At 48.4% G+C, this 24,993-nt stretch carries 20 protein-coding genes and 1 tRNA gene; 8 read left to right on the top strand and 13 right to left on the bottom strand.

What is annotated here, in order from left to right:
* Nucleotides 1–49: 49 nt before the first annotated feature.
* Entirely contained in the window at nt 50–3,088 is a 3,039-nt protein-coding gene (locus B9Y58_RS13215; RefSeq protein ID WP_073057803.1) for an FtsK/SpoIIIE family DNA translocase, read from the top strand.
* Between the two features lie 14 nt (nt 3,089–3,102).
* On the opposite strand, the gene B9Y58_RS13210 is transcribed toward B9Y58_RS13215, so the two are convergent.
* The 10 genes from B9Y58_RS13210 to B9Y58_RS13165 are packed head-to-tail and all read right to left on the bottom strand — an operon-like array spanning nt 3,103 to nt 16,800.
* Nucleotides 3,103–4,563, bottom strand: coding sequence for a PP2C family protein-serine/threonine phosphatase (locus B9Y58_RS13210; RefSeq protein ID WP_073057805.1), 1,461 nt, complete (start codon nt 4,561–4,563; stop codon nt 3,103–3,105).
* 2 nt (nt 4,564–4,565) lie between these two features.
* Nucleotides 4,566–6,287 carry an MATE family efflux transporter gene (locus B9Y58_RS13205; protein WP_073057807.1) on the bottom strand — a complete coding sequence of 574 codons (1,722 nt, stop codon included), beginning with the start codon at nt 6,285–6,287 and terminating at the stop codon, nt 4,566–4,568.
* A gap of 41 nt (nt 6,288–6,328) precedes the next feature.
* On the bottom strand, nt 6,329–9,340 hold the full coding sequence (locus tag B9Y58_RS13200; RefSeq protein ID WP_073057810.1) for an amino acid adenylation domain-containing protein: 3,012 nt from the start codon (nt 9,338–9,340) through the stop codon (nt 6,329–6,331).
* Nucleotides 9,340–10,452, bottom strand: coding sequence for an aminotransferase class I/II-fold pyridoxal phosphate-dependent enzyme (locus tag B9Y58_RS13195; protein ID WP_143154716.1), 1,113 nt, complete (start codon nt 10,450–10,452; stop codon nt 9,340–9,342). The genes B9Y58_RS13200 and B9Y58_RS13195 overlap by 1 nt, the downstream gene beginning before the upstream one ends.
* 21 nt (nt 10,453–10,473) lie before the next feature.
* Nucleotides 10,474–10,773, bottom strand: a complete 300-nt coding sequence (locus B9Y58_RS13190; protein ID WP_073057815.1) for an STAS domain-containing protein — start codon at nt 10,771–10,773, stop codon at nt 10,474–10,476.
* A 44-nt stretch (nt 10,774–10,817) separates the two neighbouring features.
* Complete coding sequence (locus tag B9Y58_RS13185) at nt 10,818–11,804, bottom strand: hypothetical protein (protein WP_073057817.1); 987 nt, start codon at nt 11,802–11,804, stop codon at nt 10,818–10,820.
* A gap of 18 nt (nt 11,805–11,822) precedes the next feature.
* Complete coding sequence (locus tag B9Y58_RS13180; RefSeq protein WP_073057818.1) at nt 11,823–13,181, bottom strand: DUF1302 family protein; 1,359 nt, start codon at nt 13,179–13,181, stop codon at nt 11,823–11,825.
* Entirely contained in the window at nt 13,178–15,577 is a 2,400-nt protein-coding gene (locus tag B9Y58_RS13175) for an efflux RND transporter permease subunit (protein WP_073057822.1), read from the bottom strand. Before B9Y58_RS13175 ends, B9Y58_RS13180 begins: the two co-directional genes overlap by 4 nt.
* A 2-nt stretch (nt 15,578–15,579) precedes the next feature.
* Nucleotides 15,580–16,368, bottom strand: a complete 789-nt coding sequence (locus tag B9Y58_RS13170; RefSeq protein ID WP_073057958.1) for an outer membrane lipoprotein-sorting protein — start codon at nt 16,366–16,368, stop codon at nt 15,580–15,582.
* Nucleotides 16,369–16,392: 24 nt separating this feature from the next.
* The gene (locus B9Y58_RS13165; protein ID WP_073057824.1) at nt 16,393–16,800 is read right to left on the bottom strand and encodes a DUF2147 domain-containing protein; all 408 of its coding nucleotides are present in this window, start codon (nt 16,798–16,800) and stop codon (nt 16,393–16,395) included.
* 148 nt (nt 16,801–16,948) lie between these two features.
* Here B9Y58_RS13165 and ispE point away from each other — a divergent pair, with 148 nt between their 5' ends.
* The 7 genes from ispE (at nt 16,949) to B9Y58_RS13130 (ending at nt 22,423) form a co-directional block, all read left to right on the top strand.
* On the top strand, nt 16,949–17,815 hold the full coding sequence (ispE, locus tag B9Y58_RS13160) for a 4-(cytidine 5'-diphospho)-2-C-methyl-D-erythritol kinase (RefSeq protein WP_073057960.1): 867 nt from the start codon (nt 16,949–16,951) through the stop codon (nt 17,813–17,815).
* Nucleotides 17,816–17,863: 48 nt separating this feature from the next.
* Nucleotides 17,864–17,935 (top strand) — tRNA-Gln (locus tag B9Y58_RS13155).
* 39 nt (nt 17,936–17,974) lie between these two features.
* Nucleotides 17,975–18,586 (top strand): 50S ribosomal protein L25, encoded by a 612-nt coding sequence (locus B9Y58_RS13150; protein ID WP_073057826.1) that lies wholly within the window; start codon nt 17,975–17,977, stop codon nt 18,584–18,586.
* Between the two features lie 105 nt (nt 18,587–18,691).
* On the top strand, nt 18,692–19,246 hold the full coding sequence (gene pth / locus B9Y58_RS13145) for an aminoacyl-tRNA hydrolase (RefSeq protein ID WP_073057828.1): 555 nt from the start codon (nt 18,692–18,694) through the stop codon (nt 19,244–19,246).
* Nucleotides 19,247–19,360: 114 nt separating this feature from the next.
* On the top strand, nt 19,361–20,818 hold the full coding sequence (gene guaB, locus B9Y58_RS13140) for an IMP dehydrogenase (protein WP_073057830.1): 1,458 nt from the start codon (nt 19,361–19,363) through the stop codon (nt 20,816–20,818).
* A 145-nt stretch (nt 20,819–20,963) separates the two neighbouring features.
* Nucleotides 20,964–21,614: a hypothetical protein gene (locus B9Y58_RS13135; RefSeq protein WP_073057832.1), complete on the top strand. Its 651-nt coding sequence runs from the start codon at nt 20,964–20,966 to the stop codon at nt 21,612–21,614.
* The gene (locus B9Y58_RS13130; protein WP_073057834.1) at nt 21,614–22,423 is read left to right on the top strand and encodes a hypothetical protein; all 810 of its coding nucleotides are present in this window, start codon (nt 21,614–21,616) and stop codon (nt 22,421–22,423) included. Before B9Y58_RS13135 ends, B9Y58_RS13130 begins: the two co-directional genes overlap by 1 nt.
* A gap of 10 nt (nt 22,424–22,433) precedes the next feature.
* Here the strand turns inward: B9Y58_RS13130 and B9Y58_RS13125 are convergent, their stop codons facing one another.
* Genes B9Y58_RS13125 through B9Y58_RS13115 form a run of 3 tightly spaced genes read right to left on the bottom strand, consistent with a single transcriptional unit; the run spans nt 22,434 to nt 24,960 of the window.
* Nucleotides 22,434–23,219 carry a hypothetical protein gene (locus B9Y58_RS13125; RefSeq protein WP_073057837.1) on the bottom strand — a complete coding sequence of 262 codons (786 nt, stop codon included), beginning with the start codon at nt 23,217–23,219 and terminating at the stop codon, nt 22,434–22,436.
* Nucleotides 23,219–24,637 (bottom strand): Asp-tRNA(Asn)/Glu-tRNA(Gln) amidotransferase subunit GatA, encoded by a 1,419-nt coding sequence (gene gatA / locus B9Y58_RS13120; protein WP_233247984.1) that lies wholly within the window; start codon nt 24,635–24,637, stop codon nt 23,219–23,221. The genes B9Y58_RS13125 and gatA overlap by 1 nt, the downstream gene beginning before the upstream one ends.
* On the bottom strand, nt 24,637–24,960 hold the full coding sequence (locus tag B9Y58_RS13115; protein WP_072800930.1) for a DUF4321 domain-containing protein: 324 nt from the start codon (nt 24,958–24,960) through the stop codon (nt 24,637–24,639). Before B9Y58_RS13115 ends, gatA begins: the two co-directional genes overlap by 1 nt.
* Nucleotides 24,961–24,993 lie beyond the last annotated feature (33 nt).

Genomic DNA, 24,993 nt, shown 5'->3' with positions numbered 1-24,993 from the left:
AAAAAGATAATATAATACTATATTTAGGGGGTACTTGCGGAGGCATTTTTTGGCTACTCAAAAGAAATCATCATCAAAAAAATTGGGAAAATCGACTAAGTCTTCAAAAAAAGACGATTTTCAAACCTCGGAACAGGGCTTTGGCTCCATTCTTGGCGGTTGGTCCCTGGTGGGCTTTGGCCTTATATTGATGCTTGGTTGCATTTGTTCTGCTTATAGCGGCGTGAAAGAGAATTTTTTGGGCCCATACTTGGGTAAAATGTTCCCTGATGCGTTAGCTTTCGTTTTTGGCCGTGTAGCCTCGCTGATTGTTTCTGCGGCGCTGGTTTTGTGGGGCGCAGCCTTGGTGTCTGTTGTAAGGCGAGGCCGTTTTGTCCGCTACGCGGTGGGTCTTTCTCTTTTGTCGGTGGTGTTTTCTTTCCTCTTCTCGCTCCGCAATTACGGCGTGGCGAAGGTTTCCAAGGAGGCCCTGATTCAGGGCGGTGGTGCCCTTGGACAGTTCTTTAACCAGTTTGTGGTGACGCCGCTTTTTGGAAAGGCTCTCTTGTTGCCGGTCTGCATTTCGCTTGCGGTCATCGGCTTGATTCTGGTGATTGCCTTTGGCCTTCGCCCGAGGCATTTCAAGTTTGTGGTTCAGACGACAAATTGGCTCAAGTCGGTGTTCCATAAGAAGGATTCGGTTGGCTGCAGTGGTTATGAACCGGTGGATACCCGCCGTATGCCTCAAGTGCAGACCAATATGGATTTGCCGGGTGCAGGACTTCCGCGTGGCGTCTACATGGACGACAATACGGTGAATATCAAGCCCGACGGTTTCAAGATTCGTCGCAAGAACAAGGTGACGCCTTTCAATGGTCGCAGCAACTGGATGGATGACGAATTCAGCTTGAACGGAACCACGGACGAGGTGCCGAACCTTCCGGACGAAGTTTTGCAGACTGTACCGCCCCGCCGCGCAAAGGAGATGGCTCCGCAGCCTGATTCTACGAATAATATGGTTGGCGGCTATAACTTGGACGAAGATCCTGAAATCCGCAGGCTCGAAGATTATTTGCGTCAGAACGGCGGCAAGATGAATGCCCTTGAAATCGTAGAAGTCAAGGAAAAGATTGCGGCCCTCAAGCGCGCCCGCGACTTGATCGCCTGGGAAAAGGACCACCGCGGCCGTATGCAGGTCAAGGGCGATGTACGCCGCGAAGGTGGCGTAACGGGTTCTATGGCAACACGCACGGTCGCCAATCCGATGCCGACGGGAACGCTGCCTGCCGCAAAGGGTGCTACGCAAAGAAGTATGACGCAGGCCAATGCTCAAAATGCTGACGAACGCACTGTGATGGCGGGCGAGCCGACTGTTGGTAACGGGGCTCCCTTTAATGCCGAGGACTTGCTCGGTGGTGACGGCGCTAAAACAATCGATGAGGCCGTCTCTGATGACGATACGTTCGTGCCTGAAGTTTACGGTGCCGACGATGTGGGCGAAGTCCCTGAAATTCCGGACGGAACGTTGGGTGCTTCGTTTGGGGCGGTCTCTAGTGGAACTTCAACTTCGGGGATGAAGGCTGCCCCGATTCCGCAGCGTGACCCGACGACGGTTTACGACGAATACAAGGTGCCCGCGATTAGTGATATTCTGGAAGAACATGAGCCGCAGACCGCCGATTACAGCGAAGAAGAACTGAACGCTATCGGCAAGATGCTCGAAGAAAAACTTGAAAACTTCAAGGTGAAGGGCCGCGTGATTGGTTGCGAAACGGGCCCGATGATTACCCGCTTTGAGGTGGAGCCGGGCCCGGGCATGAAGGTGAGCCGGTTCTCTGCCTTGCAAGAAGACTTGGCGCTTCCGCTCCGTGTTTCGTCGGTGCGTATTCTGGCTCCGATTCCGGGCAAGGCGGCTGTCGGTATCGAAATCCCGAATCGCAAGTTCCAGACGGTGTACAGCCTCGATGTTTTCCAGAGCGAAAAGTTCAAGCCATCGCCCGAAAAGATTCTGGTGGCGCTCGGTAAAGACATTACCGGCGAAGCATTCACGATGGACTTGGCCAAGGCCCCGCACTTGCTGATTGCAGGCCAGACGGGTTCCGGTAAGTCCGTGTGCATTAACGCACTCATGGCTTCGATGCTTTTCAGTAAGACTCCTGACGAACTCCGCATGATTTTGGTGGACCCGAAGGCGGTGGAACTCAAGATGTACGAAAACATCCCGCATTTGCTGGCTCCGGTGATTACCAAGCCTGAAATTGCCATTCAGGCGTTGCAGTGGCTGTGCTACGAGATGGACCGCAGAACTGAAGTTCTGGCATCGGCGAAGGTGCGTAACATTGGCGGCTTTAACGCGAAGTTTGAGGCGGGCGAGTTGCCTGATGAAGTGCCCGAAGAAGACCGTAGTCATCGCATGGCGTTCATCGTGGTGATTATCGATGAAATGGCGGACCTTATGATGGTCGCCGGCAAGGAAATTGAAAAGAACGTGGCGCGTCTTGCCGCAAAGGCTCGTGCCGTGGGCATTCACCTGGTGCTTGCCACGCAGCGCCCGTCGGTGAAGGTTATCACTGGTATTATCAAGGCGAACTTGCCGACGCGTATCAGCTTCAAGGTGGCCTCTCAGATTGACGCCCGCACGGTCATGGACCATGCCGGCGCCGAAAAGCTCCTGGGCCGCGGCGACATGCTTTACAAGGCGGTGAACGATCCGGAACCGGTTCGCGTTCACGGAGCTTTCTTAAGCGACGAAGAAGCCGAAAAGCTTGCCGATGCCTGCTCCGACCAGAACGTATTCTACCCGCAGGTAGAATCGTTCGACGTCAGCGACGGCGAAGGCGACGAAGACGGCGATGGCGGAGGCAAGGACTTGGGCAAGCTTGACAAACTGCTCTACGATGTGGCCGTTTGGGCTGTCGAATGCCGCGGGCTTTCGACCTCGGCGGTGCAGCGCCACTTTAGCATGGGATTCAGCCGAGCCGGTAAAATTGTGGATCAACTTTACAGCCTCGGCGTGTGTGGCCCTGCTAAGGGCAACTCCAAGCCCCGCGCCATGCTCCTTGGCATCGAAGAAATCCAGAACATGGAACGCTCCGGAAAATTCGGGTAAGTTTGCGGCTTTGTCTACCTGAGAGAAATGGACAACATGGTAATGTCGTCGAATTGTTCGGCATCACCCACAAAAGCTTGCAGGTCTTCCTTGATTTGAGTCAAGAATGCTTTGCCGCCACGGACATCGGCCGAATTGAGCTTTTTCAGCAGTCTCTCTTCGCCATAAAGTTCCCCTGAGCCGTTGTGCGCTTCGGTTAATCCGTCGGTATAGATTAAAAGGTTGTCGCCATCCTGTAATTGAATCTCGGATTCCTTGTACTGTGTATCGTCCATGCCTGCAAGGAATAACCCATGCTTGTTCTTCAAAAATTCAAAATTTTCGCCCTTTCTTGCAAAACAGGGGGCGTTGTGGCCAGCATTTGTGAATTTCATGATGCGAGTCTTGGTGTCTAGAATGCCAATCCATGCTGTGGCAAACATTTCTTCGGGGTTGCTTTCACACAGGATTCGGTTGACATCGGTAAAGATCTGAGCCGTGGACAGTTTCATCGAAGCGTGGTCTTTGATCATCGTCTTCACGGTCATCGAGAAGAGGGCCGCGGGAACACCTTTGCCCGAAATATCGGCGATGACAAATGCAATATGCGTGCCATCGATTTCAAAGAAATCGTAAAAATCTCCGCCGACCTCCTTGGCTGTATCCATGGTCGCGTAAATGTTTACGTCGGGGTGGTTGACAAGAACGCCCTCTGCGGAAGGAAGAGAACCTGTTTGAATGTTTGCGGCGAGATTCAGATCGGTTTCGACGGCCACTATTTTCTCGCGATTCTTGACGAACCTATTCGTGTTCACGTTTGTTGTAAAGAAGGTGAGTGCGATGGCGGTTGAAAGGCTGGTTTCTAGATAATTTTCATCAAGATCCAAGACGAATAGCTGAATAAATTCAATTCCTGCAATCAATAAGGAGGTTGTCAAAATACATTGACCATAGAATTTCTTTTCTGCATTTGATTTTCGGCGTCGGATTAAGTAATAGAAGGACTGCAACAATGGTGAACCTGCGTACATGAACGCAATCGGTACCAAACAATAATCAAAGATGATGCCATATTGAATTTCCCCATGTTCGTCGATGGAGTATACTAGACCGGTCCAAGGTGTCGTTAGACATAAAATAACGGTAAGGACGGTGGGTGCGATAAATAGCGCGTGATGCAATTTTTTTGAACTCATCTTGATTTCAAATTGATTCAACGAAAATCGCGTAAACATCGATGAACCGAGCATCATTGCAATTGCAAAAATATAGGCGCAGGCGTAGTTAAGGATTTTGTATGTAAGATTCCCATCTACAAAATGCCAGATTCCGTCAAAAGCAGACAAGACCGTTGCCGACACAAGCATAATGGAAAGCTTGTCCTTGAAGCTCATCTTGTACAGTACGATGTTGTTGTACAACATGAATGCGGTTAGCAAGGTCGTGAAAACGGATATTTCTACAAACAGGGTATCTGCAATTTGTTCATAGGTCATATTTATGCCTCGAATTTTACCTTGAATGTGTTACGGTTGTAACTCATGGTCGTGAGGTACATCTTGTTATTTTTCATTTTTTCCATGTATCCCGAAACCATGAACTCGGTTATGGAACCCGCGATTACATCGTCATTTGATAAGTCAAATAAAATGCCATCGTCCTTGGTGATAATCTGGATTCCATCTTCTCGAATAAAGACGGAACATTCCGCATAGGTTGCCGCGTTCCCGTTTTTCTCAAAAATAAGCATAAAAAGCTCTTCAATGAGCAATTTGACTTTGGCTATGATTTTTTTGTTGATGCCATTTTCCTGAAGGTATCGCTCTATCTGCTTTTGAACATCAATAATCAATTCCGGCTCCAGCTTAAGTTCGTAGAAGCGGTAGTTCAGTCGTTTTTCTTTATCTGCAAGTAGCAACGGGTAGTTTTCTTTGCCGTATTTGGTGCGGATAAATAGTGTCGAGACGATGTAGGCGAAAATACTCGAAAGGGCAATCCCGATAAAGAAACCGTAAATTCCAAATTTTTCGCCGAGAATGAATAGAAAGGGGACGGCGACAATCACGTCGCGTAATCCGCAGAGAAGTGCCCCAAGAAAAATCTTGTCGATGAGCAGATAATACGAAGAGAGCAAGTAGAGAAGACTGGTTCCGGTGAGCCCAAGTGCAATAATGCGTGCCCCGTTGATGGCCTCCTCGGCGATTTTTGGATTCTCGATGCCGTAAATTTTTACGATGAGTGGAGCTGCTGCCGCTATGATGATGGTCATTAAAACCCCTTCGACAATAGCCGCTTTCTGCGCAAGCTTGTAGCAATTTTTAATGCCGCGGTAGGATTCTTCGCCTAGATAGATGTTGATGAGGGGTGTAATGGCCTCTCCGATGCCGTCAAAAATAATCTGAAACTCTTTTGCAAAGAAAATAACGGAGGCAATAATCAGCATTTCAGAACCGAATGCGAATGTGATGTATTTTTCGACAATCACGGCAAAGCAGGCGAAAAATAGATAGGTGCTCGCATCGATCGTACTGTATTTCGCTATGTGAAAAATTTTTGCAATTGAAAAGTGAAATCCGATTTTTAGCGAGTTTCCTTTTTTGAATAAGTGGAGACTTGTCACTAAAAGTGCAAGTGCGGTACCGATAAACGAGCCCAGGGCAATTCCTTCGATGCCCATGGATTTTGCCAAGATGATGGAGAGGGCGATGTTGACAACTAGCTGTAAGATGCCTGCGATTGTGCTAATCGTGTCGTCTCCATCTGAAAATACGGCTTCGCACATCAGTAGGAATAAAGGCAAAATCAGAATGGTTAGCTTGTACCAAAAGAAATACTGCTTGGCCTGTTCAAAAACAGCGGGGGTCGCTTCAAAAAAATGGAGATAGGTGTCGCCCAACAGCGTAAAGGCAAAGAACAAGAGTACGCCTATGCTAACAGCAGCGGTCAATCCGACCCTGAAATACTGGGTTGCTTTCGCTTGATCGAATTCTCCCATGGCGCGGTTGTACAAGATAGGAACGCCAATCGAAAGGATTCCGCCAAAAAAAGCGGCTAGGGAATATGCGGGGGTTACAAGGCTGATGCCGGCGACGCTCGTTTCTCCTAAGACAAGGCCTGCAATCACGGAATCCGACAGCAACAGGATTGGAACGACAATCATGTAGACTGTTCCCGAAACCAGTAGCGAAAGAAACTTTTTAGACAGAAATGTCTTGCTCATTCATTTAAATATAATAATAGGTTGAAAAAATGGTAATTTGATTAGGTACTCATCAAAAGGTTCAAATTCTTTTTTAACAGTTCCGCATACTGTAACGCCTGTTTTGGAGTGTATAGATTTTCCGCATACTCGATAAACAGGGATAGGCTCGAAGGATTTTCGCGGACCTCTATTTCGAAAGGCATTGCCGCATTGCGGTTCAAACCCACTTCTTCGATTTGAACCTCCGGCGGAATCAGGTTCAGCATGGTGTTTTCATGGACTTGCTTTTGATAGATGATTTCCAAGGTGTATGTGTCCAGTTCGTCATTGTAGAAAATATCACCTAGGCATTCCGAATAGAAAATGCCCTTTAGGATTTGTTCTGAAATCTCGGAAAGAACTTTTGAGGGAGAATCCGTTATTTCAAGATCGATAAAGATGGGTAGATTTTCTTCGAAACTGCCAATGGTTTCGAGGTACTTGCCTTCTTTTCGGTTGTCATAAGTCCAGGTGTAGCAGATTTTCTTTTTTCCTGTCATCTCGGAGAGGGCAAGTATTGCCGCCGCAATAGAAAGTTCATTCCTGGATGTAGAACGTCTTTTTTCGGCTTGGTTCATTTGATCTAGGGAGATTCCTAAATCGTAATCCAAATAAGCGCTTCTCCCGAAAGATTTTGTATGGTCATATTCAAGTACGCAGCACCACTTGGAATCGCCCTTTAGGGATTCGTAATATCTTTTTGCCTCAGTATATTTTGTAGACTTCTTGGTGTTTTCTAGGTCTTGTAAGTACGAATAATAAAAGTCGCCTCCTGATTTTTCTTGGTAATATTCGTTGAATATCTGGACGGAAAATATAAAACACGAATAATAGTCTCCCAGGGAATGATGAACTTCTACAAAGAGGTACTTGTTTTTCTCTGTTACAATCATTTTGGTTCTATACAGATGTTCTCCGAATAAATTGAATGGGCGCTCCGGTTTTTCTCTAAACTTGTTGAATTCTTTTTCGGTGGTGTGCCATAATTCTGTTTTTTTTCTCAATTCAGGGCGGTATGAGACGGAGTATTTTCCCGATTCATCTTTCGAAAAAACAGACATCATCATCGGATGCTTTTGAAGTGTCTTGTCAACGGCTTCGCATAGTTTTTTTTCATCGTATTGATTTCCGAGTGTGACAACGTACGAAAAGTTGTAAACGTAATTACTGCCGGATTTTTGTTCTTCTTCAGATAGGAAAAATTCTTGCTCTGCCTTTATGTCGAATGTTTTTTTTCGGCATTGTTCTTCATATTTTTCATTGTCATCTGTGTTCTTGTTTGATTGTATTTTTTTTGCAATTCGATCGATTGTCTTTCCGTAGTAGATATCTGAAACCGTCAGCGTTAAATGATGCTTTTCTATCTCGATGATTAGCTCAACGGCTGATATAGAGGATCCGCCTAGCTCAAAGAAATTATCTTCTTTGGAAGGGTCTCTTTTTAGATCAAGAACTTTTTTGACCGCAGAACATAAGATGTTTTCGATGCCAATTTCTGAAGAATCCTCGTTTAAATGCTTAAACGAAATATCCATTGTTTTTAGGCTTTGCTTGTCAATTTTCCCGTGTTTATTTAAGGGCATCTTGTCAAGCGTTACAAAAACCGAAGGAATCATATAAGGTGGAAGAATCCTTGATAGTTCTTCCTTGATAGCCTTTGTAGATATGTCTGTGTCTGCAACAATGAACGCGACTAGGAAATTCTCTTTTTCGTTTGTCTTTAAAATAACGGTTGCTTGCTTAATGGCTTCAATTTTTAAGATGGATTGTTCTATTTCCTGGAGTTCGATTCGCTGTCCGTTTAACTTTACCATATCGTCGGCTCGCCCGCAGATCACAATTTCTCCGTTGTCGGTCCTATAGGCAAGATCCCCAGATTTGTATGTTCTTTCGCCTCTGTATTCTATAAAGCTCTTTGCCGTATCATCGGGGCGATTCAAGTAACCGCAAGAAAGCGTCTTGCCCTGTATTAAAAGTTCTCCCTTCTGGTTTGGTCCAAGTTCGTTTCCTTCTTCATCTACGATGAAGACTTTTGTCCGGTATGGAATTCCATTTGTGAAGGAACTTGTTGTATTTTGCAATACCTTGCACACAGCCATGGAGCAAGTTTCTGTCGTACCGTACCCATTGATGATTTTTACGGTAGGGAGTTTGCTGAAGATTTTTGCGGCATGCTCCGGAGAGAGCGGCTCTCCGCCCATGTAAAGGCCAATAATGCTTTCAAAATTTTCTTTGTCTGCCGCAGAAAGTAGAATTTCTATGAATGAAGGTATTCCAATTACGGAATCCAGTTGATACTTCTTGATCTGTTCTGAAAAATTTGTTAAATCTTTAAGCTCATTTTCTTTGTTAAGGTAAAATAGGGCGCCTGCATAAATGCAATAAAAGAATCCTGTATAAAAAAGGATGAACGTGAATGGGGATATGTCGGCCAATCGATGAATTTGATATTGGGCAATGGCGATCCATTGTTCTGGAAAGAATTCTTCGTAAATGGCCCTGTGATTAAGCGTGACCCCTTTGGGATTTCCTGTAGAACCTGAGGTGTAAATGCACATTGCCATGTCATCGGGGCTTACATGAACAACTTGTTTTTTTAAATGTTCTTTTTTCGCTTTGGCAAGGAGTTCTTCTAGTGTGAAAATCTTGCAAGTGCATTTGCCTATTTCTAGAAGTTCCGCCTTGATTTTTGCGGTTGTAATGATGGCTTTCGATTTGGAATCGTTGATGCTGTATGCAATTCTTTCAGGAGGCGTGTCGAGTGTAAGCGGGATAAAGGCCGCACCCGTTTTTAAAACGCCCATGATGGCGATATGAATAGAGAAAGACCTGTCCAATACAAGAGTGATGAAATCCCCTTGTCTGATTTCTGGAATCAGGGCGAAAAGCGATGCCGCCAAATAATCGGATTCCTGGTCAAGTTCCTTGTACGAAAGTTCCTTGTCTGCGCAGATAACGGCAATGGCGTCGGGCGTTTTTTGTGCGTGTTCGGTAAGTTTGTCTTGAACAGAGAAAAATTTTTCTTTAGCCATTATGCATTCTCGATGAATTTGCCCATGTAGTCAAGAACTGAAATAAGTCCTTTTTCCAAATCAGTCTTGTTCAGGAGCAGGTTGATTCTAAAACAGAACTGTTTGCTTATGTCAAAACCGTGCATGACACCCGGAAAAATTAAATATCCCTTTTCCTTGATTAGTTTTTTTATGGCGAAATTAAAATTTTCAGTTCCTATACACCCATCAAGAAAAATCATGGCGTAATGACCGGATATATCAGGTGACACATGAGCGAAATGGTAATTTGCTAGAATCTGATGAACTCGTTTGTAATTGTCGCTCCAAAATTGATTGTAAAAACGAAGGCATTCGTCGTAATTTTGGGAGATGAAGTGGCGTGCTCCCAATTCACTTAGATAATTTAGGGAGCCTCCGTAACAATCTTTGAGCCTATCAATTTCGTCAGTGAACTTTTTATGTGTGACAATGACAGAAAATTTAATCCCCTGAATTCCTAGAGCCTTATGTGGGCTATAGATATAAATTAATTTTTTTTGAATTCCTAGTGTTCTTGAAAGTTCCTTCCCGTTTACGCATAAGGCCTCGTCCAATATAACCCATTTTCCTGCATCTAGAAGTTCTTGAATGTCGTTTATGACATTTTGATTGAAATAAACGCTTGTCGAGTTGATGGGAGAGGTGAACCAGAATGCTTCGCAGTCCGAATTTATAAGGGGGCCGATATCAAAATTTTGATTGAAGTCGGGAATGAATTCGTTAAAAACGTGGTAGGCGACTTTTAAATCGTCTAGGCAGGTCTGTGCAGTAAAGTATGCTGGCGCAATGATTCCTGTTTTTAAATTTCTTTGTGAAAGGAATACTGCGATTGTTACAATCGAATGGGTGCTTTGCGAAAAGGCAAAACTTTGGGATTCATAGAAATCTTCGCTAGAAAAGCCTAATTTGTTTGCGATGCTTTTCTTGATGGATTCTGGAAGATAATATTGATAGTCAAAAATATCCTGTCCGGATTCGTATTTGAGGATATCTTTGAGTTTTGCCTTGTATTCGGAGCCGGAATTCCAGTAAGATAGATTTACAGACTGCGTTTCTTTTGACAGGGCTTTTGATGCCTTGTCAAGTTCCATTTCTATTTCGTAGTTAGTCATTTAAATTAAACCGAATACGGCATCGAGTCCAGTTGCGTCTAGGACTTCCTTGAAGTTTTCGCCGATATTGATGAGCTGCATGTTTCCCTGTTTCTTTTTTAAGGTCTTGAATGTTGAAAGTAAGACTCGGATTCCTGCCGAGGATACATAATCGCATTCTTTAAAATCCATAATTAGCGAATTTATCCGTTCGATGTGCGCTGCAATTTCTTCTGCGAGTTTGGGCGAGGTGAGGGTGTTCAGCTCGCCAGAAAGAGCAATTGTCATTTCAGCATCGTTCAAAACAGTTCTAAGTTCCATTCTAGGCTCCGTATTATATTTTAGTAAAAAAGTTGTGAAAAGAATTAAAACAGGTGCTTCCACTGGAATCCGAGTGTGTAGAATATCCATTCTCTACCGCTATAGGTCATTAGCGGCTCGTATTCTGCATCTTTGTATTTTTCGCGGAAACTGCGGCGCGACTGGAAATCAAAAAGCACAAAAAGTTTGTCTTTCTTGCCGAGCGTGATTTCAGCCATGGGCCAAATATCGATGGTCATGAAGTCGCCCTTGTAGCGAGACGAATAGTCGCCGAAATCGCTGGACTCATAATGGCCCGAAAGCGTGGTACCGACGCCGATCATCGAAAGTTTCAAAGGCATTTGGTAGCCTACAAAGTATTCCTGCTCGTACACCCAGCCGCTCGCCAAGCCGTCGGAGGCCTGCCATAGCCAAACATCGCTGTCGGTGCCAGTCAATTTCTGGTAGCCGGCTTTGTAGGTTGCCGTAGCGACAACGTGGTGCCAGTCGCCTTCCCAAAGGGCGGCAAGATCGAACATGAAACATGCGCTTCCCCAGCCGTACAAGTACCAGTGCGCAAAGGGAGTCATGTCCTTGTATTCAGGCTCTGCTGCATTGTATGCAGCCATGCCTTGGAATAAATCGAACGCGTTCCAGCCGGTTCCTGCCGTGCCGCCGACGGCCAGTTCCAAAAAGGCAATGGGAGATACGGTAATTGATGCGACTGGTGCGAGCGTAATGGGCGAAACTTCCAACCCCGCGCTAAATGTCACATGGTTGTCGGCGGTGAATTCGTCGTCGCCACGCAAGAAGGGGAGCGTATAGGCCGCATCAAATTCGGCAACGGCCTCGATGCCGTCGTAAGGACCGCTGATTCCTGTGACGTGGCTTGAGCCGCGGTGGTGATCCACTTCGGGGTAGTAGGCGGCAGATACCGTAGACGAAATTTCCCAAGGGGATTTTTCTTGAGTGGCTTTTTCCGGTGCTTCCTCTGCGAAAATCTGATTACCTACGCAAAGTACGGCTGCGAATGCAAATAATGCTTTTTTCATGCTTTCCCCTCCAGAACGTTAGAATGACATTTTTCCTTTGAAAGTGACACTGCTGAAATCGCGGTATTCGCCGTACAGACCTTCCTTGCCGTCGGGGCCTTCCAAGTACAGGTCTCCAATCAGGCTAAGCGTAATGGCATCGGTCAGCTTGTAATCCAGTTCCAGTTCGCTTGCCGTAGAAAAATCCCATAAGTCCAATGCACCCGAGGCCATAATGGTGAGCGTTTCGTTCAGGATAGATTTTTCGATGCTCATGGTGGCCTGGTGTTCAAATTTTTTCCGTTCAATGTCGCTATCGTAATCGATTACGGCGTCCGCGACATATTGTGCTGTAATCGTCCAGCCTCCGCTTGGAGTCCAGTCAAGTCCGGCAAGGCCTAAAACTTGATTCTTTCTCTTGCTTGCAGGGCGCGAGTCTTCCGAATACTTAAAGAGTTGACTGTTGACATCTGTTTGGAAGTGCCTCTTTGGGAAATAGGCTCCTTCAAGACGGAATACGAAATCTCCGGCAGGAATCGCTGCATCGGCACCGATCATGTACATGCGTTTGTATTCACCAGTCACATCAATTGAATAGCTGGTGGCAGGCATGTCTTCGCCATCGCCAAAAACAATATTGGGGTTGTATCGGATTAACGGGAGGTCATCCCAACCATAGAATCCGTACAGCGACAAATCTGCGACCGATGTGTAGGTACTAGCGCGCAGTGCGAGTTCGCTCTTCGAAAGTCTTTTTTTAGGGAGTTCGAAGTCGTCGTATTTTTCAGGATAATTGATCCCGATGCCATCCACTTCCTCCGGGAATACGCGCGAGTGTAGTGGATTTCCCTTGGCAAGAGGCAGAATGCTTGGCGTAAAGAACGGAATCCAGTAGGCGTCCACTTGCGTCTTTTCGGTTAACAGGGATAGGCGCACGGCGTCGATTCCCAGCTTAGATTCGTTGTAATCGGAGGCGACTACATTCGTTTCGTCTCGCGGATTCAATACGTCGGTAATCTGGATGTCGTCGGCCTTACCCCACGAAACAATTTGGCGGCCGATACGGAGCGCAATCATTTCGCCCTTCCAGTCAATATAGGCTTCGCGGAGTTTCAAGGCGTATGTTCCGTCGTCAGCCACAAATGCCGATGAGCCGTTTGTCGATTGAGCGCCTAAGGCGTCGTGGACAATCTGGCCGTTTACATAGACCATGGCTTCGTCTAGGTACGATTTGATTGTGCCGTCAAAGATCGTCTGGCCGAGTAGAAAGTCACCCTTGTTGTGGTGTGTGTTCGGAAGTCCTACCCCGGCCTGCGAAGTAAGGCTACCCAAGAAGACTGTTTCTTGGGCGCAAACGGTTGCGGCAAAAGCTAAACCGAGGGCGGTGAATCGTTTCATGCTTTCTCCTTTTCTTTGCCGTACGGCTTTGTCACTTGCAGAAGTGCGGGCGTAATCGTATAGTCGGCGAGCAAGGCGCTTGAAAGGCCAACAATGATTAGCAGGCCGAGTACCATCAAGAAACGTAAGGGGCTAAACAGGTAAACGGCGAACATCGCACACAGAATCAACGTGGTCAAAAACATCGATGCCCCGATTTCGCGGAAGGTCGCTTCCATCGCCCTCGATAGAGAACCACATTCTTCGTATCGGACTTTCAAGTGTGTGGTCAAGTGGATTGTGTCGTCTACGGCAATACCCAGCACCAAGGGCATTACGGTGACAGTGCTAAAGTCCAGCGCAAAGTCAAAGTATCCCATGACACCGCCCACCAAAATGACAGGGGCCACGTTCGGAATCATGCCGATAATTCCAAGCTTGAAACTGGAGAATGCAAACATTAGCATGATGGCGATGATGATGAGCGAAAATCCGAAGGATTTTAGACCGCCAAAAACAATGCGATTGCTCATTTCGGAATAGCGAATCATGTCGCCAAGCAGTGTGCATTGGGCGTTCGGGAACAATTCGGCGAGTTTAGCCTTTAAAGCGTTCATGTTTTGGAGCGCTTCTTCGGTAGCGAATTGGGTCATGTCCACGCTGACTTCTGTAATTCTGAATTCTTCGTCCATCGTTTCGCTAAAGTCTTCGCGCATTTCGATAGACGAAAGCTCCATCAGCTGCGCAAGCACGTATTCGTCTTCGGGAACGGCGTAAAGCGAATCTTTGCCTTCGTTCAAGGCGCGATTCATTTCTTTCAAGATGCTTGTCGCCGAGGTCACGCGCGGTTTTCCACCCGACCACTTGGTAAGCGAAAGAGCGCCTACGTAATCTTCGAGTTCCAAAAGTGCTTTCATGTTTTCGGGCTTCTTGAATGCGCCTTCTTCGTCAAAAGAGATCATGATGGAATAGCTGTACTGGTTTCCGAGCTTAGTCTTTAGCATTTTCTTGATTTCTTGCACATAGGGAACCTTGTCGCCCGAAATACTCAGGTAGTCCAGTTGCGCCGTAATCTTGAACATTCCCGGAATAAATGCTGCAATAATCAGGGCTGCAGCCACAATAAAGTGCCATTTTCTTTTATAGACGAGATTGGACCAGGCTGAAAACATCTTGTCCAGTTTTGTAGCGCCGTCATTGCTAGTTGTGTCGGGCACGCCGTTCTTGCCGAACGACAGTAGAATTGGAATCAGGATTGTTACATAGAGGTAAATCGCGAGCACCACAAGGGCTGCGGCTTTACCCATCCATACAAGGGGTTTCATGTCGACAAACAGGAAACTGATAAACGAAGCCATGGTCGTAAGCACTGTAAACAGTACCGGCCAACCACATTCTTCGATGCATTTGATGGCTGATTCTTTACGGATGCCGGTGCGTCTAAATTGCAACTTGAACATGTTTATATAATGCACCGAATAGCCAACGGCTAATGCCATGCCCAGAACGACTGGCAAAGTGACGAGCGTAGAATCTGCCTTTACTCCGAAAAGGGCCATGCCGCCAAATACCGAGGCGATGGCACTGAGGGTAGTGATTGCCGGAACGAAAACGCCAAAGAAATTGCGCAAGAAAAGTGCCAGGAATAAAAGCATCACGCCGACGCTGCATAGTACCCTGATGCCGTATTCGGGAATTTCGTAACGGTCTTCGCAGGCGCTGTCGAACGGGATTCCTCCGCCATACAGTTTATAGTCCTTGTTCTGGAATTCGTCGCTTTCCATAATTTCCATCAGCTTGTAGCCGATAGCCAGGTTGACTTCTTCTACGTCGCCTTCGAATTTTTCTTCAAGTTCCTTGCCTTCGAATGGGTGGAGCGACAAGGATATCCAGGTTTCGCGTCCGTCGTCGCTGACGAGTGCGTTGATGAGAGCGTTCGTTTTTTCGTTCCCGCGCATCACGAGGGCACGTGCCTTGGCGAGTTCTGCGGAGTCCGAGGGAATCCCGTTCTCATAAGGCTTGACGATTTCAAAACCTTCTTCGTTACCTACGGGAATATTGACATTGATAATCGAGGTGAGCCTGTTTGCAAACGGAATTTCGTCTTGTAACCGTGTCCCGATTTTATCGATGACATTCAGGATGTCTTTGCTAAAGACATCGCCATCGCCTTGCTTTACGAGGAGGACTCCGACGCCGTTCAGGTTCCCGAAGACCTGTTCGTATTTTTTCGTATTGATGGTGATTTCGTCGGAATCGCCAAACCAGCCCTCTTCGCCACGCGAAAGAGCGAAATCGGCAAGACCGGAACTACAGATTACGGTAATAACGAGCAGTATGGCTAGAATGGGCCAACGGTAACGAATCTGGGTGGTTCCGACCTTGCGAAAAAAATGATTGATTCTAGAAACTCTCATTTTTACTTGACTTGTTCACGTTCCAACGCACTGACTGTAAAGTAACTTTCGTTTACTTTTTCGTCGTACTTAAGGTTCTTGATTTCGTAGACGGTTTTGTGGTTTGTCTGGACATTGGTCATGGTCATCTTGAGAGAGGTCCAGTAGCCGTTCACCTGCTGAATATTGTCGGCAACGAGTGTCTTTTGCAGACGATTCTGCTTGTCGAAGTATTCGCCCTTGTGGACCACGTAAGTTTTCTTGTTCACCCAGGACACGCGACGGCTGACTTTTGCTTTGGGATCCTTTGCCTTGGCTTCGAGAATCCAACAGTCAATTCCGTTCACCTTCTCTTCGCCGAGAATGGCGAAGTTGTCCTTGGAAAGACTGCGTGTGCCCAGGTCGTCGTAAGTAAAGTCTGTTCCCTGGAAATCGTCGTCCTTGCTGGAACCGGAAACGCGGCGCACCTTTTTCATGGCAGGGAGGTAAATCCAGCTGTCGCTATCGACGGTGGAACCATCGACCTTGTCGGGGTAGTCGTAGGTGAGGTAGCTGATTCCCGCCACGTCCCTGGGTGTCTTGAAAACAAGGACCGTCTTGTCGGTGGTTCCGTCCTTCATAGTGTAAGATGCGATTTCGCGATTGCGGGTTTTCCCGTTTTTGTCAATCAGGGTAACCGAAATGGTTCCAGACGATGTTTTTCCGGAAGGCAAGTCGTGAACTTTCTTGGCGATTTCGTTTGCCGACTGGGCAAAGGTGGTTGCCGCATACAATAAGCTAGTGCCGAGCACTTTAATAAACAGATTCTTCATATTTTCTCCTTGTTCCATCTTTTTTTACTTTTTACTGCGTTTCCAATATTCCGTAGCACCCAAAAGTCCCCAGCGGTCAAGCGAGCCTCGCATTTCCAAGCGACCGTCCTTGGTGAGTGAAATCTTTCCGTGGTAGGTCTTGTTTTCTTCGGGGTCGTAAATGGAGCCGCCCTTCAGCATACCGTCATCTTCCTTCATGTCCTTGATGATGATGGTGCCGATGAGCTTTTGGTCGGCCGGGTCGTCGGAATCCAGAATTTCGGTGAGTTTGCCGTAATACAGCCCGTTGCTGCTTTTATAGATGAGTACGGTGGCGTAAGGCTTGTCGGTATCGGGGTCGATGGCGGTCCATGGTCCTAGAATTTTGTCGACCTGGGCTTCCGCCGCCAATGTGGCAAGGCAAAAGAAAATGGTGAAAACGATTTTCTTCATAATTTTCTCTTCTTTTGGTTTTACAAGCTTTGGGCTTATTTAATAGTTAGAAACTATCATCCCCTAATATATATTGTTTTTTTTTTACGGTAATGAAAAGTTTGTCCTAGGTATTCCAAATTGGAATATTTTTGCTAAGTTTAACGGCATGAAAGAATACGCTCCTGCCAAGATTAATTTGTTTTTGGATGTTATTCGTAAACGTGAAGATGGCTACCATGATTTGGGTACTCTCTTCCAGACTATCGACGCAGGCGATACCGTAAGTGCTGAACCGCGCCAGGACGGTCGGATTACGCTTTGCTACAACGAACCGCAGAATTATCCGCTGGAATCGGACTTAGTTTACAAGGCTGCCAAGCTCCTGCAGCAGGAGTCGGGCACGACGCTAGGTGCGGATATTTATTTGAACAAGGTAATGCCTTTAGGAGCAGGCCTTGGTGGCGGTTCTGCAGACGCTGCAGCGACGCTTCGTTTGTTGAACCAGCTGTGGAAGCTGAAATTCAAGTTTGAAAAGCTCGAAGAAATCGGTGCAAAACTCGGGGCCGATGTGCCGTTCTTGGTGCGTGGTGGTACCGCAATGGCCGAAGGCATTGGCGAAAAGCTCACTTTTGTAAAGCCGCTGCAGTTGAACGACGAACAGTACCTGTTGGTGGCGACTCCGCTCGATTCCGTTCCGACCAAGGATGCTTATGCCGGCGTGCCCAAGTCCGGCCCGGATCGTTGGGAAACATACAAATCCAAGTGCATGCGTACGGGCAAGGCCGCGTCGATCGACTTTGCGCTTGCCAATTCCTTCAACGCTTTCGAAGAGTCTGTGTTCCCCAAGCATCCGCTTGTCGAAGAGATGAAAAATGAGTTCAAGCGCCTCGGAGCGAAATCCGTCCTGATGTCGGGGTCGGGGGCGTCTGTTTTTGGCGTTTTCGAAACCCGTAAGCAGGCAAAAGAGGCCGCCGAAGAGCTGAAACCCATCTCCAGGTACCAGGTAGTAACCCGCTTTTTTGAGGGTTTTTAGCCTCTACCCTTTGAAATTGGTGTGAATTTGCTATATTTGCGCCACCATTGGGGTATCGTCAAGTGGTAAGACAACGGATTTTGATTCCGTTATTCGTTGGTTCGAGTCCAGCTACCCCAATGAATTTTTTTTAACCATTTACTTAATTGGAGTAAAATTATGGAACTCACAAAACTCGCAGCAACCTCGAGAGTGCTAGGCAAGAGCCGCGACTGCGCCCGTCTCCGCAAGGAAGGCAAGATTCCGGCTGTCTATTATGGTAAGGGTCAGGAGTCTGTGAATATCAGCGTTAGCGCAATCGATGTTCGCAAGGTTCTCGCCCCGGGTAAGCGTTACACGCTTCTCGACCTGGAAATTGATGGCAAGGCCGGCAACGCTGCCGTAATTTACAACTACCAGAAGAACCCGATTTCCCAGGAAATCGAACACATCGACTTCATCAAGATTGACGAAGCCTCCAAGGTTAAGGTTCGCGTTCCGGTTAAGCTCTCCGGTCTTCCGGTTGGCGTTAAGACCCAGGGCGGTACTTTCGCTCAGCAGAACCGCTACATCCAGCTCGCCGCTGTGCCGACCAAGATTCCGGCCGTGCTCGAAATGGACATCTCCGAATTCCCGGCTCCGACGACCTTCTACGCCAAGGACCTCAAGCTCGCTGACGGCATCGAACTCGCTTGCCAGCCGCGCACCGTGATCTTCACGATCTCTGCCAAGAGCGGTAAGAAGGCTGACGACGCTGCTGCTGATGCTGCTCCGGCTGCCGAAGCTAAGTAATTTGCGTTCATTCGCGCAAGATTTGACCCGTCTGCACGGCAGGCGGGTTATTTTTTATATTTAAACCCGCTTCCTACTTCCAACCTCCAACTTCCTACTATCACCATGTACATCATCGTCGGTCTCGGAAATCCTGGTACTCAGTACTCTAACACTCACCACAACGCGGGCTTTATGGCTGTCGAAAAATTGGCCGACCCGAACAAGGACTGGAAAAGCGAACACAAGGCGCTTACCATGAAGGTGAACATCGCGGGCGAGGAATGCCTGCTAGCTAAGCCGCAGACTTACATGAACTTGAGTGGCGAAGCGGTACAGGCTTTGATGACCTGGTACAAGGTGAAAACGGACCACCTGCTTGTGTTCAGCGACGACATTAATTTGGATGTAGGCCGTATCCGTTGCCGCAAGGACGGCAGTCACGGCGGCCAGAACGGGCTCCGCAACATCATCGAGCACGTGGGCGACAAGTTTCCGCGTATCCGCTTTGGCGTAGGCAAGTGCCCGCCGAAATTTGACCTCAGCAACTGGGTCTTGGCGAAGTTCTCTCCCGAAGACCGGCCGATTTTTGATGAGGCCATCGCAAAAGTCCCTGCCCTTGTAGAATGCTACTTCAAGTTAGGCATCGAAAAGTGCATGGAACGCTATAACGGGAAGTAGGGCGACTTCTACGCTGCTCATCGCTAAAACGCTCTTTTTTACATATTTCTAGCGCTTTTGAACTAGGATTTGCGCGTGAAAATTACTATATTCTATGCGCAAAAGAGGTACTTTATGAAACTTTTGCCAGAAGCTTTGACGTTTGACGACGTCCTCCTTGTTCCCGCGGAATCTTCTGTTCTTCCGGCTCAGACCGATGTGAGCACTCAGCTCGCCCCGAATATCAAGCTGAACATTCCTATTATCAGTGCCGCTATGGATACCGTGACGACGGCTCCGCTCGCTATTTCCCTTGCTTTGCAGGGTGGTCTCGGCATTATCCACAAGAACATGTCTATCGAAGACCAGGCCGAAGAAGTCCGCAAGGTCAAGCGTTGGCAGTCCGGTATTGTGACCAACCCGGTAACGCTCGATGCCGACGAACCCGTTTCTGCAGCATTTGAACTCCGCGCCCGCAACAAGGTGAGCGGTTTCCCGATTCTTTCGAAGGGTAAGCTCGTGGGCATGCTCACTAGCCGCGACCTCCGCACCGTGAGCGACATGAACGCAAAGATCCGCACCGTGATGACCAAGAATCCGGTGACGGCAAGCCCGAAGGTGAGCCTTGCCAAGGCGAAGGAAATTCTCGCCGAAAAGCGCATTGAAAAGCTCCCGCTGGTGGATGCATCTGGTGCCTTGAAGGGCCTCATTACGATGACGGACATCTTGAAGCGCGAAAACAACCCGAACGCAAGCCTCGACAAGAACGGCCAGTTGCTCGTGGGTGCTGCTGTCAGCACTTCTGCCAATACGCTTGAACGCGTCGCCGCCCTCGTGGACGCCGGCGTCGACCTGTTGATTATCGATACGGCTCACGGCCACCACATCGGTGTGCGTAACATGGTGAAGACCGTTCGCAAAAAGTATCCGAAACTCACGATTTGCGCCGGTAACGTTTGCACGCCGGAAGCTGTCGAAGAACTCGCCAAGTGCGGTGCCAACATCGTCAAGGTGGGTATCGGTCCGGGTTCCATCTGCACGACTCGTATCGTGGCTGGTGTGGGTTACCCGCAGTTCTCCGCTGTTGTGGAATGCGGCAAGATGGCCCGCAAGGTCGGCGTGAAGATCATTGCCGACGGTGGCCTCAAGTTCTCTGGCGACATCGTGAAGGCTCTCGCTGCTGGCGGTCACGCCGTGATGGTGGGTTCGCTCTTTGCAGGTACCGAAGAAGCTCCGGGCGAAGTGATTCTCGCCGATGGCCGTAGCTACAAGAGCTACCGCGGCATGGGCTCTCTCGGCGCCATGAAGGCTGGCTCTGCGGACCGTTACTTCCAGGGTGGTGTTCAGGAACCGCGCAAGTTCGTTCCGGAAGGCATCGAAGGCCGTGTTCCGTACAAGGGACCGCTCCGCGACACCGTTTACCAGCTGATTGGCGGTATTCACTCTGCCATGGGTTATGCCGGTGCTGCTAACCTCGAAGAACTCTACAAGAAGGCAACCTTTGTCCGCATTACAGGCGCTGGCCTCCGCGAATCTCACCCGCATGACGTGACGATTACGAAGGAAGCCCCGAACTACAGGACGGGTGACTAGTTCCGCTTTCGATGAGCGTTTAGAAAATGCCTCCGGAGAAAATCCGGGGGCGTTTTGTTTGTGTTTTTTTTCAAAAGTTTATTTTTTTTCAAAATGAATATATATTTGTACTATGATGAGATTTTGTACAAAATTATTGCTTTTGATGAATTTTTCGCTTGCGATTCTTTGTGCATGCGGAGATGTTGTTGAAACTGAACCCAATTATTACAAGTGTAGCGACAATTCTAAAATCAGCGGATATGCGGCAGAATTTGGCAATTATAAAGTGGGTAAGACTATTCCGTACAAGCATTCGGACGGCTATCTGTTTTCGCTTGCTGTCATTGATAGAGATAACTATATCGATGATGTTTGCACTAAGCATTTGAATACTATTCTGGAATCGGCATATCCGATTTATACCATTTCGCTTTCAGCGGAAACGGCGACCTTCTACTACAATGAAGATGATAAATTGAATCAATCTATAACGGTGAAGTTCGGACAGTATATCTTTTCGCTCAGGAATCCCGAGAGACTAGAAAAAGAGTTGGCTTTGATTAATGCTGATGGCAAGGATTCTCTGGCCTATGTACGTGATTCGTCGTATATCGAAAAGATGGAGATAAATGGAGTCGCGTATGCCGATGTCGCTGTTGCCAAGGGGCGCAAATACGAACAGCCGTATAAGAACGATTATCAGACAAATACGGTTGAATCAAGTGCCAAGTTGTATTATCAGACAAAGAAGGGCATTTTGAAAATAGAGATGGAAGACGGTAGCTACATTGCAATCAATGAGGAGGACGACTAATGAAAAAGGTTCTTTTCCTTGCTTTTGTGGTGCTCCTTTGGGCCTGTGGCGATGATGAAAGTTCTTCGATGTCCAAAGATGTGCAGATGCTGCTCGATTCCAAGAATGGTTTTAGCGAAGATTCTGTCATCTATTTGGCAGATACGGTCAACTTTGTCGACAAGATAAATCAGCTTGTCGATTTCGGCACAAAAGATCAACCTGAGATGTACTATGCTGCCAAGGCGCTTACGTCTGGCATTGATGTGCAGCTCTATGTGGATCAGCAATTGAATGATGGTTCCATCGTTGTCCGTTGCAATCCGGCCCTGAATGAAAAAATCATTTTCGACAATCCCGTTTTCCCGGCGACAACAAAGAATGGCAATAAGCTGAGTTTCAAGGATTCCCTCAAAGTGGCTGATTCCACGTATTACGACATTATAGTGTTCAATGCAACAGACAGTTCGTATAACGTGTGCAACATCTCGGCGTTCTATTACGGCGTCCACGACGGCCTTGTCAGAGTCGTGAGTAAGAACGGTGTCACGTTGAATCGCGTTCCGGCGAAAGTCTATGAAGCGGCCGAAGACCGCAGAGCCAAAGAAAAGGCTATCGCTGATTCAATCGCCCAAGCTATTGCGGATTCTGTTGCTCAAGCTGTAGCTGATTCTATTGTCAAGGCGAATACTGTTGATAGCAGCGGTAGCGATGGAGACTCCATTGCTATCCCGCAGGAAGTTGTTGATCTTGCAGAATCCGTTGCCGAATGCATCCGGAAGGCGTATTCGGCGGGTTCGCTTTCTGCAATTAAAGATTGCGAGATTTAGAATCAATCTTTTAGAACGGGAATGTGACGCCGATACCGAGGGGCAATACGATCTTGTTGTTGTCGAGCTTGCCGTGGTCTGTGTTTAGGTGCGTATAGTAACCGCCGTCTCCGGCGAAGAACTCGAAACCACCCTCCACGTAGGCGCCGAAATGCTTCATGAACAGCACTTCCGCACCGATACCCAGCACGACACGCCAGTAGTTCACCGTCTCGGTGTATAGCTTGTAGACGCCCGCACCGATGTCGCGGTCCCTGTCGTATTCGCCGTGGATCCAGTCGGAAGTCAGGAACATGTAGAAGTAGCGGGCTTCCATGGGATAGTATATGAGCGAGATGCCGGCCTGGAAAATCTCGACCGTGTAGTCGGTAAAGTGTACGCCCACGTTGAAGATTTCCTGCGCAACGACGTATTCGAGCGAAACAAGGCCGCGGCTCGGGGACTGGATACCCGCGGTGACGACGAACGTGTAGACGGGAGCATCCTTACCGTAGACCATACGTTTAGACGAAGACGATGTTTCATCACCGATGAGTACGAGGCCTCCTCCGGAAGAGGATGATTCTTCTTCGGCGGAAGAGGGCGATTCTATGGACGATGACGATTCAATTGTCGCAGCTTCGGTTTCGGCATCGGGAGCAAATCGCTGTTCCATGATCGAAGCGAAGGCGTCTTCCGAAGAAGACGACTCGACTGCCGATGATGACTCAATTGCCGATGAATCGGACTCCTGCGCGAACGAAAGCGGCGCGAGGAGCGCGACGGCGAATGAGATTGCCTTGAGGAACGTCTTCATTATTTGTTTAAAGCTTCGGTAGCTGCAGCGACGCTGAGCAGGTCGGCTTCCATAAACGGCTTGCCGATCCACTGGAGACCCACGGGAAGTCCGCCGGCCATGCCGCACGGCACGCTTACGCCCGGGAGGCCCGAAAGGTTCAGGCTTACGGTGTAGATGTCGCTGAGGTAAACGGCCATCGGGTCGGATTCGTTCATGCCGCACTTGAGCGGGAGCCCCGGCATCGTGGGGCTTGCGATCACGTCGCAGCTTTCGAATGCCTTGTTGAAGTCGTCGGTAATCAGGCGACGGACCTTCTGGGCCTGCACGTAGTAGGCGTCGTAGAAACCTGCGGAAAGAACGTAGCTTCCGAGGAGAATGCGGCGCTGGACTTCCTTGCCGAAACCTTCGCTGCGGGACTTGGCGTACAGGTCAAAGAGCTTGCGGGCTTTTTTGCTGCGGTAGCCGTAGCGAACGCCGTCGTAGCGTGAAAGGTTCGAACTTGCTTCGGCGGTAGCGATGATGTAGTAGCTAGAAACAGCGTAGCTGATGTGCGGAAGGCTGATTTCCTTGAGGGTAGCGCCTTCGGCTTCGAGTTTCTTCAGCATGCCTTCGATAGCGGCCTTGCATTCGGCATCGAGACCTTCGCCGAAGTATTCCTTCGGGACGCCGATCACCTTGCCCTTGACGCCGGCGTCGAGTTTAGCGGTAAAGTCTTCGGTCGGGCGAGTGCTGGTGGTGTTGTCGTGGGGGTCGATGCCGCAGATAGCACCGAGGAGCGTTGCCGTATCCTTGACGGTTGCACCGAAGGGGCCGATCTGGTCCAAGGAGCTAGCGTAAGCCAAGAGGCCGTAACGGGAGACGCGGCCGTAGGTGGGCTTCAAGCCCACAACGCCTGTGCAGGCGGCGGGCTGACGAATGGAACCGCCGGTGTCGGAGCCGAGCGCACAGGCGACCGTGCCACTGGCCACGGCTACGGCCGAACCGCCACTGGAGCCACCCGGAACGCGGGATTCATCGAGCGGGTTCACGACCTTACCGAAGTAGGAGGTTTCGTTGCTCGAACCCATGGCGAATTCGTCCATGTTGGTCTTACCCACGATGATTGCACCGGCGGCTTCGAGTTTTTCGATTGCGGTCGCGGTGTAGGGGGCGACAAAGTTTTCAAGAATCTTGGAGGCGGCGGTCGTGCGCGTGCCTTCAATGCACATATTGTCCTTCACGGCGACGGGAATGCCGTCGAGGGCGCCCAAAGTTTTACCTTCGGCACGGCGCTTGTCGGATTCGGCAGCCTTCTGCAGGGCGCGTTCGTTCAACACGCTAATATAAGCATTCAAATTCTTGGTAGATTCAATCTTTGCGAGGGATTCTTCGGCAAGTGCCACTGCAGTCTTGCTGCCGTTTGCGAGCTTGCCACTCAATTCTTGGATGGTCTCCATTACTTTCCTCCGGACCATTTCATGATGTAGATACCGAGTATCATGCCTATGATGCTTACCACGTTCAGCTTGACGCTAAAACCGAAGGCAAACTTGACGAGGTACAGGTCAAGGATGACCGGCTCGGGTCTGTCGAGAAAACCGATGTTGAAGTTGAAGGATGAAACGAAGAAGTTGTGGACGACATTATTGAAGCCACCTGCGTTCATCAGTTCGCCAAGCTGACCAAAGAGCATACCGAGGCATTCGCCCAGGACACCGCCGATGATCAGGCCCAACACGATAAAAACCAGTAGACGACCAAAAGTATTATTTCGATTCATGGCTGTTAATATAGAAAATTAGACCGGTGCGGC

Source organism: Fibrobacter sp. UWB15, from assembly GCF_900177705.1.
GTDB lineage: Bacteria > Fibrobacterota > Fibrobacteria > Fibrobacterales > Fibrobacteraceae > Fibrobacter.
This window is presented reverse-complemented; position numbering and strand designations above follow the sequence as displayed.